This window comes from Pseudoalteromonas sp. DL-6, from assembly GCF_004328665.1.
In the GTDB taxonomy this organism is placed as follows: Bacteria; Pseudomonadota; Gammaproteobacteria; order Enterobacterales; family Alteromonadaceae; genus Pseudoalteromonas.
Genome location: NZ_CP019771.1, coordinates 534652 through 552290, shown reverse-complemented (window position 1 = coordinate 552290; position 17639 = coordinate 534652). Strand labels below are relative to the sequence as shown.

General features: G+C 37.9%; 13 protein-coding genes. 12 read left to right on the top strand and 1 reads right to left on the bottom strand.

Annotation, left to right across the window (positions count from 1 at the left end; genetic code table 11):
* Window positions 1–171 precede the first annotated feature (171 nt).
* Window positions 172–2145, bottom strand: coding sequence for a serine/threonine-protein kinase (locus B1F84_RS17455; protein WP_131692240.1), 1974 nt, complete (start codon window positions 2143–2145; stop codon window positions 172–174).
* A 395-nt stretch (window positions 2146–2540) separates the two neighbouring features.
* On the opposite strand from B1F84_RS17455, the gene tagH reads away from it, so the two are divergent.
* The 12 genes from tagH (at window position 2541) to B1F84_RS17395 (ending at window position 17628) form a co-directional block, all read left to right on the top strand.
* Window positions 2541–3809, top strand: coding sequence for a type VI secretion system-associated FHA domain protein TagH (gene tagH / locus B1F84_RS17450; RefSeq protein WP_131692239.1), 1269 nt, complete (start codon window positions 2541–2543; stop codon window positions 3807–3809).
* A 15-nt stretch (window positions 3810–3824) separates the two neighbouring features.
* Entirely contained in the window at window positions 3825–4289 is a 465-nt protein-coding gene (tssJ, locus tag B1F84_RS17445; RefSeq protein ID WP_076918766.1) for a type VI secretion system lipoprotein TssJ, read from the top strand.
* Window positions 4290–4305: 16 nt separating this feature from the next.
* On the top strand, window positions 4306–5634 hold the full coding sequence (tssK, locus tag B1F84_RS17440; protein ID WP_131692238.1) for a type VI secretion system baseplate subunit TssK: 1329 nt from the start codon (window positions 4306–4308) through the stop codon (window positions 5632–5634).
* Between the two features lie 22 nt (window positions 5635–5656).
* Window positions 5657–6937, top strand: a complete 1281-nt coding sequence (gene tssL, locus B1F84_RS17435; protein WP_076918764.1) for a type VI secretion system protein TssL, long form — start codon at window positions 5657–5659, stop codon at window positions 6935–6937.
* Window positions 6938–6947: 10 nt separating this feature from the next.
* Window positions 6948–10457, top strand: a complete 3510-nt coding sequence (gene tssM / locus B1F84_RS17430; RefSeq protein ID WP_131692237.1) for a type VI secretion system membrane subunit TssM — start codon at window positions 6948–6950, stop codon at window positions 10455–10457.
* The gene (tagF, locus tag B1F84_RS17425; protein ID WP_076918762.1) at window positions 10439–11167 is read left to right on the top strand and encodes a type VI secretion system-associated protein TagF; all 729 of its coding nucleotides are present in this window, start codon (window positions 10439–10441) and stop codon (window positions 11165–11167) included. Before tssM ends, tagF begins: the two co-directional genes overlap by 19 nt.
* The gene (locus tag B1F84_RS17420; RefSeq protein ID WP_076918761.1) at window positions 11160–11957 is read left to right on the top strand and encodes a protein phosphatase 2C domain-containing protein; all 798 of its coding nucleotides are present in this window, start codon (window positions 11160–11162) and stop codon (window positions 11955–11957) included. Before tagF ends, B1F84_RS17420 begins: the two co-directional genes overlap by 8 nt.
* A 203-nt stretch (window positions 11958–12160) precedes the next feature.
* Complete coding sequence (gene tssA, locus B1F84_RS17415) at window positions 12161–13276, top strand: type VI secretion system protein TssA (protein ID WP_131692236.1); 1116 nt, start codon at window positions 12161–12163, stop codon at window positions 13274–13276.
* Window positions 13277–13291: 15 nt separating this feature from the next.
* The gene (tssB, locus tag B1F84_RS17410; protein ID WP_010389380.1) at window positions 13292–13795 is read left to right on the top strand and encodes a type VI secretion system contractile sheath small subunit; all 504 of its coding nucleotides are present in this window, start codon (window positions 13292–13294) and stop codon (window positions 13793–13795) included.
* On the top strand, window positions 13792–15282 hold the full coding sequence (gene tssC / locus B1F84_RS17405) for a type VI secretion system contractile sheath large subunit (RefSeq protein ID WP_076918759.1): 1491 nt from the start codon (window positions 13792–13794) through the stop codon (window positions 15280–15282). Before tssB ends, tssC (B1F84_RS17405) begins: the two co-directional genes overlap by 4 nt.
* Before the next feature lie 37 nt (window positions 15283–15319).
* Entirely contained in the window at window positions 15320–16846 is a 1527-nt protein-coding gene (gene tssC / locus B1F84_RS17400; protein WP_131692235.1) for a type VI secretion system contractile sheath large subunit, read from the top strand.
* A 2-nt stretch (window positions 16847–16848) separates the two neighbouring features.
* On the top strand, window positions 16849–17628 hold the full coding sequence (locus tag B1F84_RS17395; protein WP_131692234.1) for a type VI secretion system accessory protein TagJ: 780 nt from the start codon (window positions 16849–16851) through the stop codon (window positions 17626–17628).
* The last annotated feature ends 11 nt before the right edge of the window (window positions 17629–17639 follow it).

The following is a 17639-nucleotide window of genomic DNA, read 5'->3' as shown; positions in this document are numbered from 1 at the left end:
CCATTAATTATAAAAACTCTAAATATGTAAAATCTTGGCGGAGTGTATGATGGTATGTATGCACTCGTCGTCCTTGACTTTGTTATCTGTATTTTGATTTTAGTCTAATAGCTATGTAATCGTTATTCAATTACCACTGTGCTATTTTTGAGCAATAAATATATACTCTTTTTAAAGCATATTATCTAAAGACTGAGTAATCGCTTCACTTTTTTCAACTAAGCGCTCAGCAGCTTTATACATTCTTTTTTTCATTAAATCGTTAGCTGTGCTGATGTAACGTCTCGACAATTCTTTTCTCAACGAGACTAAAAGTGAGAAGTCATTCGGTAATGCTGTTGATTCAGACTTAATAAACTCTTCAAACTCCATTAACGCTTTATGATCTTCTATTGTTTCTAATTGAGCCGAGAAACGTTGAAACTTAGGGCCATAAAACACCACTGCATCGGCACGCGGAAAGTCGGCTTGTTCGCCTAAATTAACCTTTTGCTGATATGCAGTTAATGCATTAATCGCAGATTCTCGCTGCATTAAATTTGCTAGTAACTCATCCGCTTTTTTGTTGTTTGTAAAAACGATTTTACCCACGTTTAAGAGAACTTTTTGAGTGATTACATCGTCACTTTCTATAGCGGTATTTAACGCAACAGTAAAATTATCAAGATGAAGATCTGTTGGCTGATAACGGTAAGTTTTATCAACTTCTTTTAAGTCTGAAACTAAGAGAGCAATACTATTGGGCTGCTCTTCGTTATAACGCGACTGTTCAAGTAATAAATCGATTCTGGCTGTAATATCAAAAATAATTGATTGGCGTTCTCTAAGTACACTTTCTAATTGCATCGACAGTTTTTCTGAATCAGGGTAATAATCTAATGCATCAGAGTAGACGGCTATGATTTTATCAAAATCTTTAAATTTACGACCTGCAATATTATTAAACTGATTAGCTTCATCATTAAAGCTCTCTAATATGCTTTGCTGGTTTGATCTTAGTAACCCTTGTTTAAGCACTTCATATTGTGGTGGAATTTGTTCAAGTTTATTTAAAATAGTTGGTCCTTGCCAAGACATCCACGCTTCTACTTGTTGGTTAATTGCTTTGGCATTATCGAGTTGTGCCTGTAATTGTTTTGTATTATCAGAGCTTGAGTAATAATTTTGCGTAATTAAACCAATAATGGCGATACTAGCGACGCTTGCAAAAATGGCAGGCTTTAAATTTGTTGTGAGGCTTTTTAAAATTGGTTCTAATGATTCAAGCCTTTGACTTGCATTTAAAATTAATGCTTTATTTAAATTGTTCCACAAAAGAATAGGGCAGTTACTTGGTTTTTTCACCGTTGTACTTTTAGGTATTTTGTCTGCAGCAACACGGTTAAAGGGGTGTTTACTGCTGAGAAGTTCATAGGCAATACAGGCAAAAGAAAAAACATCGTCTTTCACCGATGCTTCACCACCTTTTAATTGCTCAGGACTTGCGTATGTTGGGGTATAGCCACCAATTGTTGCCAACTCACTGTCATTTTTTACAGCGTATTGATCGTCTAAGCTTTTATGTTTGGCAATACCAAAGTCAAGTACTTTAAGATTGCCGTTAGAGTCAAAAATAATATTTGAAGGTTTAAGGTCGTTATGAATGACGCCACGGGAGTGGGCATATATAAGCGCGTTGGTTAACTGCTCCAAAATAACTTTTGCTTTTTTAAATGCTAAACCAGAGGGCTTGTTTCGTTTAATTATTTGTTCTAGTGTTTCCCCTTCAATTAACTCCATAGTGACATAATATAAATCGCCGTCAGAGTCTGCTGAGTACACTTTTACAATACTTGGGTGTGAAAGCTGCTGTGTTTTTGCTGTTTCATCCTTTAGTAATGAAATAGCTTCTTCAGAGCTTGAGAATTCTTCTTGAAGTACTTTAATTGCTACTGTGGCTTCTGAGCGACTGCTGTTTTCTAAAAAGGTATCGCGCGCACGGTAGATGTAACACATCCCACCTTGGCCGATCAGCTCTTCAATAAAGTAGCGGCCAGATATTTTTTTGCCAAGTAGGTTTTGTTTACGAATGCTCGACGCTTTTTTGTTGTTTGAGTCTAGGGAAGCAATCTGAGTTTTATCGTTGTTATCATTAGTACTACTCATAAAAAAATCCTTTTATTGTGTTAAGTTAAATAATTACAAAGGTAAATATTCTCTGCTTATCTATCAATTTTCCCTCTGATATAAGGATGTATTTTACAAAAATATACAATTATAGCAATGCCTGAATGACATATTGTTGTAGGTAAACTTGCCTTATTGTTAATTGAAAAAGTCTGTTTAAAGCTAGAAGGTGTCTCTAAAACAGGCTATTTTTAGCCTAGTTATAAAGCATTAAAATAAAATAGTTCAACGCTATATAATGCGTTTATCAAACGTCCTGTTTTAGATACAAAATCAATAGCGCGATATTTTTCTGTGTTCATTTCAATGTTGACAATAGTTTCGCTTCTACTTTATCCTGTTCACAATAATGATATAAGGGACTGACTTATCAAATGGAACTGATACTAAACATCACTAGTTATCACAGACTCTCGCCTGAAATTGAAGCTACCAAAACTGTAAAAGATTCATTAACTTTTGGTCGTTCTGAAGCGTGTGATTGGCACCTTCCCGATCCCGAAAAAATAATCTCAAGTAAACACGGCACAATAGAAAAAGAAGGTGACTCTTTTTACGTGTACGATAATTCAACCAATGGTTTATTTATTAATTTTGCTGTAGCACCGCTTGGCCAAGGTAACAAACAACGTTTGTCAGACAGTGACGTATTAACCATTGGCGATTTTCAAGTCAATGTGGTGCTAGCATCTGATCAGCAAGCCGATGTGAGTAACTCTGCTCCAAGCAACTTTCAATCAGTAGATTCTTTTGCTGCGCAAAATACTCAACCGGCTGAGCAGGAGATACCTTTATTCGATGACTCAATTATGAATGAGTCGATGCCTGAGATATCAGTGACTGCGCAACAAACAACAGATAACCATATTCCTGAAGACTGGGATGAATTAACGCGCCTTATGAATACCGATGAGTTTGATATTGGCAATAACGCTAACAATTCATCAGTACCTGTTGATACCCCTGCGCCTATTCAAGAACCCCCCCGTTCAAATAGCCACGCTAATGAGCACAAGCCGGACATACAGTCTGCACCAGTAAAAAACGTGGTTCAAAGTGACAAGATTTTATCTGATGCGTTTTTAAAGGGACTTGGTGTTAAAGACGAGCTTAAAGGTTCACTGAATGATGAAAAACTGTGGTTTGAAATGGGTCAAGGGCTAAATTTATTGCTCACTGAGCTTATGGAATCTTTACGTCAACGCGCGATTGTAAAAAACAAATTAAGATTGAATCATACGATGTTTCAGGCTGAGCAAAACAATCCATTAAAATTTTCTGCCAACATTGATGACGTTATTCAGAACTTGTTCATAAAAAATAGTGCAAGCTTTCTGTCTTCGAATGAATCTATCAAAGAAAGCTTTATAGACACACGTAAGCATGAGCATGCATTACTCGCTGGTGCAGATGGCGTATTAAAAGGGATGTTGTCGCAGGTTTCTCCCATGCAAATTAATCAGCAGGCAAATGATAATTCTAATGTGTTAAAAATTATCCCTGGTCAAATAGAGTCTAAATGCTGGAAGTTATATCAAAGTTTATATGATGATATTTCTCAGGAAGTGAGCACTAAAGGTGCCATGGCATTGTCTGACGATTTCTTAAAAGCATATAACGATCGAATCAAAGAAACGCACTAGAAAGGAAAGTAAATAATGTACAAAGTTAAGCTCTACTTATTGAGTTTTAGTTTACTATTTTTGGTACTGGGATGTACGACGATGAATAAAATCGTACCCCCTTCTACCGATCTGATCATTAATGTATCTAAAAGTGTTAATCCAGATACATCAGAACGTCCTTCTCCAGTGGTAATGAAAATTTTTGAGCTTAGCTCAAGAACTATTTTTGACACGCAGGACTTTTTTAGCTTGTATGACACACCTGAAAAGATACTCGGACCTGACTTATTAAAAAAAGATGAGTTAGAACTTCAGCCTGATTCAGTACAGCAATATAAAATGAGCCTTAATCGTAATACGCGTTACGTTGGGGTTGTTGTTGCTTATAGAAATATAGATCAAGCAAGATGGAGAGCCGTTATAGAAGTTGACCCTACCGGTTATGACGATATTAATGTAAATGTAGAAGCAATTGCGACATACATGAGAGAGCAATAAAAAAGGATTTTTAAAAATGGGTGATAACACTCGTGTTGCTTGGACTGAAGGGATGTTTTTAAGACCTCAGCACTTTCAACAAGCAGATAAGTATATTTCCAATGTTATCAAGCAAGTATGCAGTGGCAATCTTGCTGATCCATGGGGGTTAATCGATATAAGTATTGATAATGAATTGCTTAACAGCGGGCAGTTTGCTGTGGACTCATTATCAGCAATCACTCCAGATTTATTACCAATAGATATGCCTCAATCAACGTCATTACCAGAACCGCTAGTGGTTAATAAAGATGTTTTTGATGAAGTTGTTTATCTTGCCATCCCTGCGCTAAAAAATAGCGGGATTAATATATCTTCAGCCGACGATAATACAGTGACTCGCTATAAACTCAATGACCTGTCAGTGAGTGATGATTTATTAGGAGCGCAGTCTCAAGAAATTATTCAAGTTGCGAAAGTGTATAGCAAATTGATGCTGTCTTCTGATGATCACTCAGGCTATATCGTACTGCCTTTGGCGAGAATTATAGATGTGAGTAGTGAAGGGCAAATAAAGTTAGATGCCAAGTATATTCCTCCATCTTTAAAAGTAGGGCAATGCAAACCTTTATCAGGGTTAGTTAGAGAAATTGGTTCAATGATAAAGCAACGCGCTGAAAGCATAGCCGCTAGACTCAGTCAAGGCTATGCAGGAAGCACCTCAGTTGCTGACTTTATCATGCTGCAAACACTAAATAAGTATGATGCGATATTTAATAACTTGCTTAGCGTCAATAGTTTACACCCTAATGTATTTTATAGTCGTTTAATTGAGCTGGCGGGCGAGTTATCAACTTTCAGCACGGCCAATAAAAGAGTGCCTAAATTACCTAATTATGACCATACTAATTTAGGGCAGGTATTTAATGAAGTAGTTAACTTTTTATACCAGTCGTTAAGCCATGTTATTGAGCAAACAGCAACTGAAATTAAACTTGAGCAAAGCAAATTTGGTATTTCTTTTGGCGCGCTAAAAGACAAGTCTATTCTCAACTCAGCTCAATTTGTTTTAGCAATTAAAGCCAGTGTGCCCCATGAAGAATTAAGAAAAATTCTACCTTCGCAAATTAAAATTGGCAGTGTAGAAACTATTCGAGATTTGGTAAACAACCAAATTCCAGGTATTACGATTAGTAATTTACCAACAGCACCAAGACAAATTCCTTATCATGCTGGTTTTCATTATTTTGAATTAAATAGGCATGGTGAGCATTGGGATAAATTACGTTCCAGTGGGGGAATTGCTATTCACCTCTCAGGAAGCTACCCAGAGCTGCAATTAAGCCTCTGGGCGATAAGAACTTAACTTTTTAAAAGGAAGAGTTTCAATGGACGAAACCATTATCAAACCACGCCCAGGTAGACTAGGCCGAAACACGCCAAGTAGTAATCCGGCGCAAAATGACGCTGATAAAACAGTGATGTCAGTCGAGCCACCTTCTTCAAAACCGCTGGGTAGTAGCAAAGTATCGATATTTAAAAATCCTTTGTTAGAAGCGGCAACCGATTGTTTTTCTCTTGTAATTTCAATTAATCAATCGCTTGAAATGAGCAACCTCGCAGCGCTTAAGCATCGTTGTGTTGAGGCTATCAAACGATTTGAAGTGGAAGTTCGCAATCAGCACTTATCAAAAGAAGTGATCAATAATTCGCGCTATTGTTTGTGCGCCATTCTTGATGAGTCTGTATTGAACTCAAAATGGAGCTCAATGGAATGGGCTGATGAAAGTCTGCTTTCTACCTTTCATAAAGAAACATTCGGCGGTGAATATTTTTACACGCTACTTGATTCAGGACTAGCTCAACCTGAGAGAAATCAACAATTTTTAGAGTTGCAATATCATTGCTTGAACTTAGGATTTAAGGGTAAATACCGCCTAGGTGCCGGTGGTGATACAAAAATTGAAGATTACCGTTCACAACTTTATCATTTATTAAACCAGCTTAATGGGCCAATCAACAACAACCTGTCTCCAAACTGGAAGCAGAGAGTGGCGGCTGGTGTTGAACTGAGAAATCAAGTCCCACTGTGGGTCATATTTTCTGTATTGGGACTAATATTATTGATGATTTATTTATCGATAAATATGAAGCTGAATAATGATGTTTTTGCGGTTAATGAAAAACTAGCTGGTATTCACCCCTTAGCAGTCAACCAAACGGTTGATAAAAAAGATCAGCAGTTACGTGTGCTTGAACAGTTGCTGCAAACAGAGATTAAAATGGGGATTGTCGCCGTTGCTAAAAACTCTGACGGGATCCGCATTACAATTAATAGTGAAAACTTGTTTAAGCAAGGAGACGCACAACTTCTCCCTTCATTCCAGCCTATTTTAGAAAAGTTAGCGTTAAGCCTAGAAGGAACTAAAGGGCGAGTCCTCATAACAGGTCACACAGATGACTTACCAATTAGCACTGATAAGTACCCTTCTAATTGGCATCTATCTTTAGCTAGAGCAACACAGGTTGCTAATTTAATGGCTAAAAGCACCAACTTGAGCGGTCGTCTATGGCCAGAAGGAAAGGGCGCAGCAGAGCCTATCGCCAGCAATTCAGATTCAGCTTCTCGGTCGTTAAACCGCAGAATTGAAATCGATCTATTATTTTAATGAGGCTGTAATGAGTTTCTCACAAAAATTTAAAAAAATAACCTACGCACTAACGTCTCGAACCGCTATGCTAATTATCGGTTTTTTAGCCTTGTCATTATTAATTTGGTTTGGTGGCCCTTTAATTGCGGTTGCAGATTATGTACCGCTTGCCGGTGTTGCAGCAAGACTATTAACTATTTTATTGATACTACTTGTTTTTTCTGTGACCAAAATTTATCGCCTTATGCAGCAAAGCAAACGTGATGAAAAAATGGCAGATGAGCTAATAGATAACAACGATGCAAATAGTAGTGAAGTTAATGAAGAAATAACCACCTTAAAAACCAGAATGAATGAAGCCATAGATTTACTCAAAGACGTAAAACTATTTAAAGGTAAAAATATATACCAGTTACCTTGGTATATCATGATTGGTCCACCTGGCGCAGGTAAAACAACGGTTATTCATAATTCAGGCCTAGATTACCCATTAAAGGATAAGCTTGGAGTTGATTTAGTGCATGGTGTTGGTGGTACGCGCAATTGTGATTGGTGGTTTACCAATAAAGCGGTATTAATCGACACCGCTGGTCGTTACACAACGCAAAGTAGCCACGCTAAACATGACTCTAGAGCATGGGAAGGCTTTCTTGGTTTACTAAGAAAGCATCGGCCATTACGCCCTATAAATGGGGTAATGATCAGTATGGGTATTTCTGAACTTATGAGTCAGACAAAAACTGAGCGAAATCTTCATGCGCGTGCTATAAAACAACGCCTTCAAGAATTACAAAACCAGCTTGGTATGACATTTCCTGTCTATGTTATTTTTTCTAAAGTAGATTTAATTGAAGGATTCAGGGAGTTCTTTGGCGAACTTACAGAAGAAGAATGTGAACAAGTTTGGGGGATCACCTTTGAGCTTGATTTAGATAAAGATACTCAAGTCGATGCATTCAACAAAGAATTCCATGCTTTAATTTCTAAACTTACAGAGATGTTGAACCGCCGACTAATCAACGAGCGTAATGAAGCTATTCGAGCTAAAATCTTTGAATTCCCCAGACAGCTACGTGTGCTACAAGGGGTAGCTGATGACTTCTTAAAAGAGATTTTTACTCCTAACGCTTATGAAGAGTTACCTATGTTCAGAGGCGTGTATTTAACCAGCGCAACTCAAGAGGGTACCCCTTCAAGCTTTTTAAATGATGCTAGTGCAGGTAAAACCGATTATATAAACCAATCTAAAAGTTTTTTTATTAAAAACGTTTTAGAGAGTGTTATTTTTCCTGAGCAAAACTTAGCAAGCACTAACAAACATCATGATAAGCAAAATAAGTGGCTTCGTGTTGCTAGTGTATCACTTGCGTGCATTGCTTTACTTGGTTTTTCAATTTCTTGGTATTTTAGCTTTGCATGGAATAGCAACTTAATTGATGCCACAGATGAAGCAATTACTACATACCAAGAATTAGACTCATCGTCTTTTGACAGAAATAATTTACTGGTACTAAATGACCGATTAAATGCATTAAGAAACCTACCAGCAACTAATGCTCAATTTATTGATCCTGAGGATGCATCTTCAGTTGGCTTTAATAAACTTACTGAAATTAAAGCGTCTTCTGCTAATGCCTATAAACGTTCTTTACAAACCTATTTAGAACCTTTTATTGCCAACACGTTAATAAAAGAAATGGAAGCTCATCCTGAGCATCTGAGTTATTTATATGAAACGCTGAAATGTTATTTAATGCTATTTAATCCTGAGTATTTCGAAAGTGAAGATATTACGGTCTGGTTTAGTGCTTATTTAGATAGAAATTTACCCGGTGATTTGAACATGCAGACGCGTACTGAGCTGATGAATCATATTGCTGCATTGTTAAAAGAGGGCGTTACACAAACTGAAATAGACAATCAGGCGGTTAGAGTAGCTCGTGCAGAACTTACTAAACTACCAATTGCAGAAAGAGCATACCAACGACTTCAAGCTGATTTTCTTGATAGCAGTATTCCGCCTTTCAGATTAACCGATATTATTAGCTTTGAAAGTGCGCAAAAATTTACTTTTCGTAATAATGGAGATTTAACGCGCAGTATTCCAGGGTTATACACTTTTAACGGCTTCCATGGCATTTTTAATATTGAAAAAGGAAAAATGCTTGGCAACTTAATGGCCAGTAGCTGGGTGTATGGTCAAGAAGCCTCTGGCACGTATGATATTTCTAAAGCAGAGATAGAAAAGAAGCTAGAGCAACGTTATTTTCAAGATTATATCTATTATTGGCAGTCGTTTTTAGATGACTTGAGCCTTAATCAATACAGCTCACCTGCTGAGGGTGTGAATATTACTGATGTATTAGCAGGTTCAGAAGCGCCAATAAAAAATATCATCAATGCAGTTAAAAAGAATGTTCAACTAACTAAGCTACCTGTCTCAGAAAACCAAAAGGTAGCAGGGGATATTGCGGCTAATGCCGCTAAAGTTGCGATGCAAACGAAAGCAAATCGAATTAAACGCTTTTTACCTGACGAAGCGCCTAAGTTTGAAGTCGAGCTACCGGGCTATCAAGTTGAAGAGGCGTTTGAAGACATTATCGATATAGATATTCAGCAGCTTGATAATATTCAGAAAAACTTAAGAGAGTTGAATATTTATCTGACAAAACTTGATAGAGGCGATCAGCTAAAATACTCAATTAAAGATCAAATTAGTGGTAAGAGTAAACCCAGCTTTATTCGTCAATTAGAATACCAAAGTAGTGATTTGCCTTATCCGTTCAATAGTTGGTTACTAGATATAAGTAGAGATACTAGCAACATAACCAAAAATAGTGCCAACAGACATTTAAATGAAATTTGGAAAAGTAAAGTGTTGCGCGAGTATAACGCAGCAATTGTAGGGCGTTACCCATTTGCTCCGCAGGCAGAAAAAGAAGTTAGTATTAAAGACTTTACTCGCTTCTTTGGCCCTAATGGCACCATAGATAACTTTTTTAATAGCTATGTAGCTCCGAGTGTGGATATGAGCTCTAGCCCGTGGAAATTTGAAAAAGATATTGGTATTAGCAATAACACTTTAAAAATGTTTGAGCACGCTTTCAAAATTCAAACCGCATTTTTTGAACGTGGTAGTAATACCCCAAGAATTGAGTTTGGCTTACGTACTTTTAATTTAGATAAAACGGTATCTAGTTTTATGATTGAAATTGATGGTCAGTCAATGATTTACCGTCATGGTCCTCTTAAGGTTACAAACTTTGTATGGCCTGGCGCTAGTGGTCAAAGTAAAACCCGCGTTGTGTTTACACCGCCAAACGGTGGACGTTCAATTAACACAACTTATCAAGGAGAGTGGTCACTTTATCGAATGCTGGATGAGCTCAGTGAAAAGCGCAGCAAAACACGTCAAGATCTAGAGTTACATTTCTCTTTGATGGGTAACAACGCAAAAGTAGAATTACTGCCTAGCTCAATCAGGCATCCGTTTTGGAACAGCAGTGTAGAGAAGTTTTCATGTCCGACCCGATTGTAGATATTGGTTATCTTGGCAAGGTGCCTTGTTTAGGCGACTTTGTTCAAGATAATGTAACTAAAGAGTTTTCAGAGCATTGGGAGCAATGGCTGCAAGCTGCCATTGCTGTAAGTAAAGAGCAACTTGGTGATGTTTGGCAAGAAAGCTACCTAACTGGCCCTGTTTGGCACTTTGCTTTAAGCCCTAATATTGTGGGTGATACCGGCATTATGGGTACGTTATTGCCCAGTATGGATGCAGTAGGAAGGCACTATCCACTCACTGTGACTCGTGCAACTCATACTGCTCCTGTTGATGTGCTTCATTCTGGTGTTTTTTCATTAGAGTACGAAGATGCTGTTCTTAAAGTACTTGATGGTTCAGTGGATTTGTTCTCTTGGCGAAAAGAACTAGCCAGTACATTAAGTGAAGTTGCTGCAAATAAAAAGCAAGTAAGTTATGCAAATTCTGCTGATAAAAACAAACACGCGATTGCTTTAGAGTTTTCAGGGACTGAGTTAAGCGACCATATTTTACAAGATGCCATGCATGCGATTTTACATAAAAAATATGGAGATTATAGTGTTTGGTGGACACATGGTTCTTGCAACATAAAGCCGATGGTACTGATCACGTCAGCATTACCGCCAGTTAATCAAGTAGCCGCTATGCTAGATGGACGTTGGAAGCATTGGGAATGGAATTACACACAGGTAAAAAATAGTGATTAGCAATTTAAGTACAAGTTATGCCATTACTCATAGAGGTGCAGTGAGGCAGCTTAATGAAGATGCGCACGTAGAAATTAACAGCCATAACTTATGGGTTGTGGCTGATGGTATGGGCGGGCATGAAGCGGGTGAAGTTGCTAGTCAATTAGTGGTTGATGTGATTAGAACTACCGTTGAAAAGCTCAGGTTAGAAGACTTAACCGTAAACCATATTGTTAAAGCCATAGAAGATGCAAATAAGCAATTAAATCAATATAGCGCTGAATACTTAAGTAATAAAACAGCAGGTAGTACAGTAACGGCTTTGTTTGTTAAAAATGAGCGCTATTACATATTATGGGCTGGCGATAGCAGAGCCTACTTATTACGTAATGGCAAACTAACTCAAGTTTCTCGAGATCATAGTCAAGTTAATGACTTAATTGACGAGGGAATGATTTCTGTTGAAGAAGCTAAAAGCCACCCATTATCTAATGTCATTACCCGTGCTGTGGGCGTAATGGATGAAGTGAAAGTTGATGTAATTGAGGGTGATATAAACAAAGGCGATATCTTTTTACTATGTTCTGATGGCCTCACCGGTGAATTATCAGATGAAGACATATGTTTGTCATTAGAGCCCAGTAGCATTATTGATTCAGGAATGGCTTTAATGCACTCCTCATTGGTTAGAGGGGCAAGAGATAATGTGACCTGTATTTTGGTTAAATATGATGATGTGGATGGTGACCAACAGATAGAATCTTGCCGTTTTGCTGATGAAGCGACAATACCGCTGTTCATAAAATAGCCTTTTCGACTTGTTTTCACGTAATTGACAAAAAAAACTGTAAACAAATTAGGAACAATAAAGCTGTTATTTCAACTGTTTACAAAACAACAATAGCCAGCTTATCTGTATGATAGCGTCGATGCTTGTAATTTAATTTAAAGAATGTAATATTATTCCCGCTCTAAGATTTAGAGAATATGGATAATGTTTAGGACAATGGAATGTTTTTATTTGAAGAGTATATTTCCCCTATTTCAGATACTGAGTTTGCAGGTATTGATCCGCGCTCAGATGTCTCTCCAACGTCTACTTACTACGCCTTAAAAGATTTAAGAAACCAACTTCGTGCGGCTGAAAGAAATGCGCTAGTCGATGAAGAGGGAATTGCGTCGCTTTCTCGAGATTGGCTTCCGCTACTTGAGCAATGCAGTGAGGCAATTAAAACCGAAAGTAAGGATATTGAATACCTAGCGTGGCTAATTGAAGGCTTATGTCGCGTTCATGGATTCAAAGGAATTGCGTTTGGCTTTAGCATTGCTAAGCACTTGCTGGAACATCATTTTGAGTCACTTTATCCAACACTTGATGATGGTGATGAAATTTCAGACAAAGTATCTGCATTAGTTGGCTTAAATGGTAGTGCCGGTGAAGGTACGTTAATTATTCCAATTAAAAGTATATACATGACAGACAGTGTCAGTATGGATCCTTTTTCTTTTTGGGAATATCAGCAAGGTTATGACATTTCACGTTTAAGTGATGAAAAACGCGAAAAGAAGATAACTCAAGGTGCCGTTGATTTTGAACAGCTTGAAAAAAGCGCAGCCGAGACCAGTACCGAATTTTTTGTATCTTTAAAAAATGATATTGAAGATGCGATAGAAAAATTTGCCGCTTTGAGTGAAGTTATGGATGAGGTGACGGGCGAGCCACAACCTACTTCTAATATCAAACAGGCTTTAGAAGTGAGCTTAGCTGCGGTAAAACATGTTGCAGCAGATAAACTTGAAGCAGCACAAATTGCACTAGATAAAGCAAACGCTGAGCCTGAAGAGGAACTCGTTGAGGATGCGATTGAAACAGATTCAGCGCAACCTAAAAAGCGTGGCAGTGATGAGATTGATTCGAGAGAAAACGCAATAAAAAAACTTCAAGAAATTGCGACCTTTTTCAGAAAGACTGAACCTCATTCACCAATGTCTTATACGATAGAACAAGTTATTCGATGGAGCGAATTATCGCTACCTGAGTTATTAAATGAGTTAATTACAGATAGTGATGCTAGGACTGGGTACTTTAAGTTGTCTGGCATTAAGATCAGCGAAACTGAAACATAGTAAAAGGAGTTCTCAATGAGTATCCATGATAAGTTAAAACGAGTTCGTAAACCTAGAGTACATATCACTTATGATGTGGAAACTGAGGGCGCGGCAGTAAAAAAAGAATTACCCTTTGTAGTGGGTGTAATGGGCGATTTTTCTGGTGATAATACAGAAGCGCTTAAGCCACTAAAAGATAGACGTTTTATTCAAATTGATCGTGATAACTTTAATGATGTATTAAAACGTATGAGTCCTTCTCTGCGTTTAAAAGTAGACAACACATTAACAGATGATGGTTCTCAGTTTGAAGTTAACTTGAACTTTAAGTCGATTGACGATTTTGAGCCTGCAGCGGTTGTAAATCAAGTCGAGCCACTACGTAAGTTGATGGAAACACGCAACAAACTGCGTGACTTAATGACCAAGATTGACCGCTCAGAAGAGCTTGAAAACGTACTTGAAGAAGTATTAAGCAATACAGCAAGCTTAGACTCGATGGCTAAAGAACTTAACTTAGAGGAGACTGATAAATGAGCACTGAACAATTAGCAACAGAATCAGAATCGGTATCAGAAGTAAGTTCTTCACTATTAGAGCAAGCAATTGGTGCGACCAAACAAACAGAGTCGAGCCGTGCTGAAGAATTACTAAAAACATTAACCGAAGAAGCATTAAAAGGCACAGTTCAATGGAATAAAAACATGACTGTGACGTTTAATGAAGCTATTCAGTTAATCGATCAAAAAATCTCAAAACAGCTAAGCGTAGTGATGCACTCAGATGAGTTTCAAAAACTTGAAGGCTCATGGCGCGGTTTACATCACTTAGTGATGAACTCTGAAACAAGTTCTACATTAAAAATTCGTGTTTTAAACATGAAGAAAAAAGAGCTACATAAAGACTTAAGTAAAGCCGTTGAGTTTGATCAAAGCCAAACCTTCAAGAAAATTTACGAGTCTGAATTTGGTACTCCAGGTGGTGAACCATATGGCACTATCGTAGGTGACTTTGAATTTACTAATCACCCTGAAGATGTTGAAACATTAAGCTTAATGTCTAATGTGGCTGCAGCTGGATTCTGTCCATTTATTGCTGCGTCTTCACCGTCTTTATTTGGTTTTGATAATTGGGAAGAACTTACTAAACCACGCGATTTAGAAAAAGTATTTGAATCACTAGAATACACTAAATGGCGCTCATTTAGAGACAGCGATGATTCACGCTTTGTGTCATTAACAATGCCGCGTTTCCTTTCGCGTTTACCATATGGTGCCGCTTCAAAACCTGTTGAAGAGTTCAACTATGAAGAGTTTGAAGTTGAAGCACAAGATGGCCGTTCAGTAAGTACTGATAATAGTGATTACTGCTGGAGTAATGCTGCATACGCTATGGCAACCAACATGACCGCTGCGTTTTCTCAATACGGTTTCTGTACTGCTATTCGAGGTGCTGAGGGTGGTGGTAAAGTGGAAGGTTTACCGACGCACATATTTACGAGTGATGATGGTGATCCAGATCTAAAATGTCCAACAGAAATTGGCATTACAGATCGTCGTGAGGCAGAGTTAAGTCAGTTAGGCTTCTTACCTTTATGTCACTATAAAAATACTGATTATGCTGTTTTCTTTGGTGGTCAAAGCTGTCAAAAACCAAAAATTTACTCAACGCCTGATGCCACGGCTAACGCTGCTATTTCAGCGCGTTTACCATACTTAATGGCAACTTCTCGCTTTGCTCATTACCTAAAAGTAATGGCACGTGACAAGATTGGTAGCTTTATGGAAGCCGAAGACGTTGAATCATGGTTAAACCGTTGGATCCTGTCATATGTAAATGCGACAGAGGGCGGTGGTCAAGACATTAGAGCACGTTACCCTCTTGCAGATGCAAAAGTATCTGTAAAAGAGATCCCAGGTCAACCTGGTGCCTACAACGCTGTTGCTTGGTTGAAGCCTTGGTTACAAATGGAAGAACTAACGTCTTCTTTACGTCTTGTAGCTAAAATCCCAGAGATCGGTTAATAATACCGCTCTCTCGCATTAAGGATGATGCAATAGAATGAATCACGAAGAGTTTTCATTTATAAATCAAGACTTCACTTTTCAACAAAAGTCACAGTCTCGAATTAGTGATAATGACGCTTTGCTTGATAGGTTTTTAAATGAAAAAAACCTAGATAAAGCGTTATTGTTATGGCTTGAAGGCTCTTCTGATTCTCCCCTTTCTTGGAATAAGGAGTCTTTAAGTCCTTATTTACAACGTGTAATTATTGAACTCGATCAGCTTATTTCATCGCAACTCAATCACATAATTCATGCAGATAGCTTTCAACGTTTAGAAGCTAGTTGGCGTAATCTATGGTGGTTATTATTACAAACAGAGCAACAAGACAAAGAAAAAAAAGTAAAAGTTAAATTGCTCAATTGTGATTGGTCAACGCTCTCAAAAGACGTGAACAAAGCGATTGATTTTGATCAAAGTATGTTTTTTCAGTTACTTTATCAAAACGAGTTTGACAGTGCCGGAGGCGAGCCTTTTGGTATTGTAATTGGTGATTACGAAATTAGTAATGGTTGCTCAGCAGGCACTATTTACAACGATATTGATACCATAAAAGAGGTATCAAGAACGGCAGCGGCTGCATTTTCTCCTTTTATCTGTTCGGCATCGGCTAATTTATTTGGCGCTGATAGCTTTTCAGATTTAGGTTATTACTCTGATTTATTTAATCAGTTTGAACAACCAGAATATATAAAATGGCAAAGTTTTAGAAAAATGGAAGAAGCGCGCTTCATGGGGTTTACCTTGCCTCATGTGTTAGTTAGGCCGCCTTATGTTAATGATGGCAAACGCCATCAAGATTTTTACTTCAAAGAACAAATAAAAAATCCAGAAACAGATATGTTGTGGGGCAGTGCAGCGTATCAGTTTGTATCAACAATAATTAGAGCTTACTGCGACAGCGGTTGGTTTGGTCACATTCGTGGTATAGAGCCAGGCAAAGTCTCTAAGGGATTAGTAACAGGGCTTGCTCGTGATAGCTTTGCAAACGATACCTATCAAAAAGAGGCAAAGCCGCCACTTGATTTATTAGTAACCAGTAAGTTTGAAAAGCAATTTTCTGAGCTCGGTTTTATCCCAGCTTCTTCGGTTACAAATACGGAGCATATTGTTTTTTACAGTAATGCATCGGTTCAAAAAACAAAAAATTACGACTCAAGTGCTGCCAATATCAATGCGCGCTTATCGTCTATGTTGCAATACATTTTGTGTGTATCGCGCTTTGCGCACTATTTAAAATTATTAGCCCGCGATCGTGTGGGGTCTTATAGCACAGCACAGGCCTGTGAAAGAGACTTACAGGCCTGGATAAATAACTACACTACTGCGTCAGACTCCGCGTCTGAGCATATTAGAAGCAAATATCCACTGAGTAATGCAAAAATAAAAGTAAGTGAAAATAAAGCAAACCCGGGGCATTACTTTTCGGTTTTGCAGTTACAGCCCCACTTTCAGTTAGACCAAATGGTCTCGAGTATTAAGTTAATAACAGAGCTCAGTCCTCATCATAAAATAAAGGAATAATCATGAAAAAAATACACAGTTTAATTCGCGAGGGAAAACTTGCTGATGCTTTATTATGCTGCGCTACCGAGTTGCAAGATGAGCCTTTAAATTTTGACATTAGAAGTATTTATTCTGAATTACTTTGCATTAATGGCGAGCTTGAAAAAGCAGACAAACAACTCGACTTTATGGTGCAAAAGAACCCAGAGTTTGCTGTAGGTGCAGTTAACCTTAGACATTTAATTCGTGCCCAGCAATCGCGCGTAGATTTTTATCAAGGTAAGGGGATTCCTAAACTTTTTCATGAAGCCAATGAGCTAGATACCTTGTTTTTAAAAATGCATGTTGCTTTGCTTGAAGGTGAAAGATCTGAAGCTGCCAGTCTTGCACAACAAATGGAAGCGCTTCGCTTGGAGAGTGTTGAAGACGAGCAATCAGCAATTCGAGATTTAGATGATAGCTTAAGTCCTTATTTAGAAGTGCTAGGCACGAATGGCGAGTTTTACCTGGCTAACTTTAATGAAATTGAAACATTAAAAGTAGAACCTGTAACGTCATTATTAGAGGGTATTTGGTTACGCGTTGAAATTACTATTAAAGACGGCCCATCGGGTACCGCTCACTTGCCACTAGTTTACGCAAACTCAAATACAGATCTAGAAAAGCTAGGCCAAGTATCTGATTGGGAAGAACTTCAAGACGAATTTATTATAGGTAAAGGAATGAAAATGTTGTTTGTCAACGATGAAGCTATCACTGTTCCAAACCTTAAAATAAACGTCCTAGAAACAGCTGAGTAAGCATAGTAAAT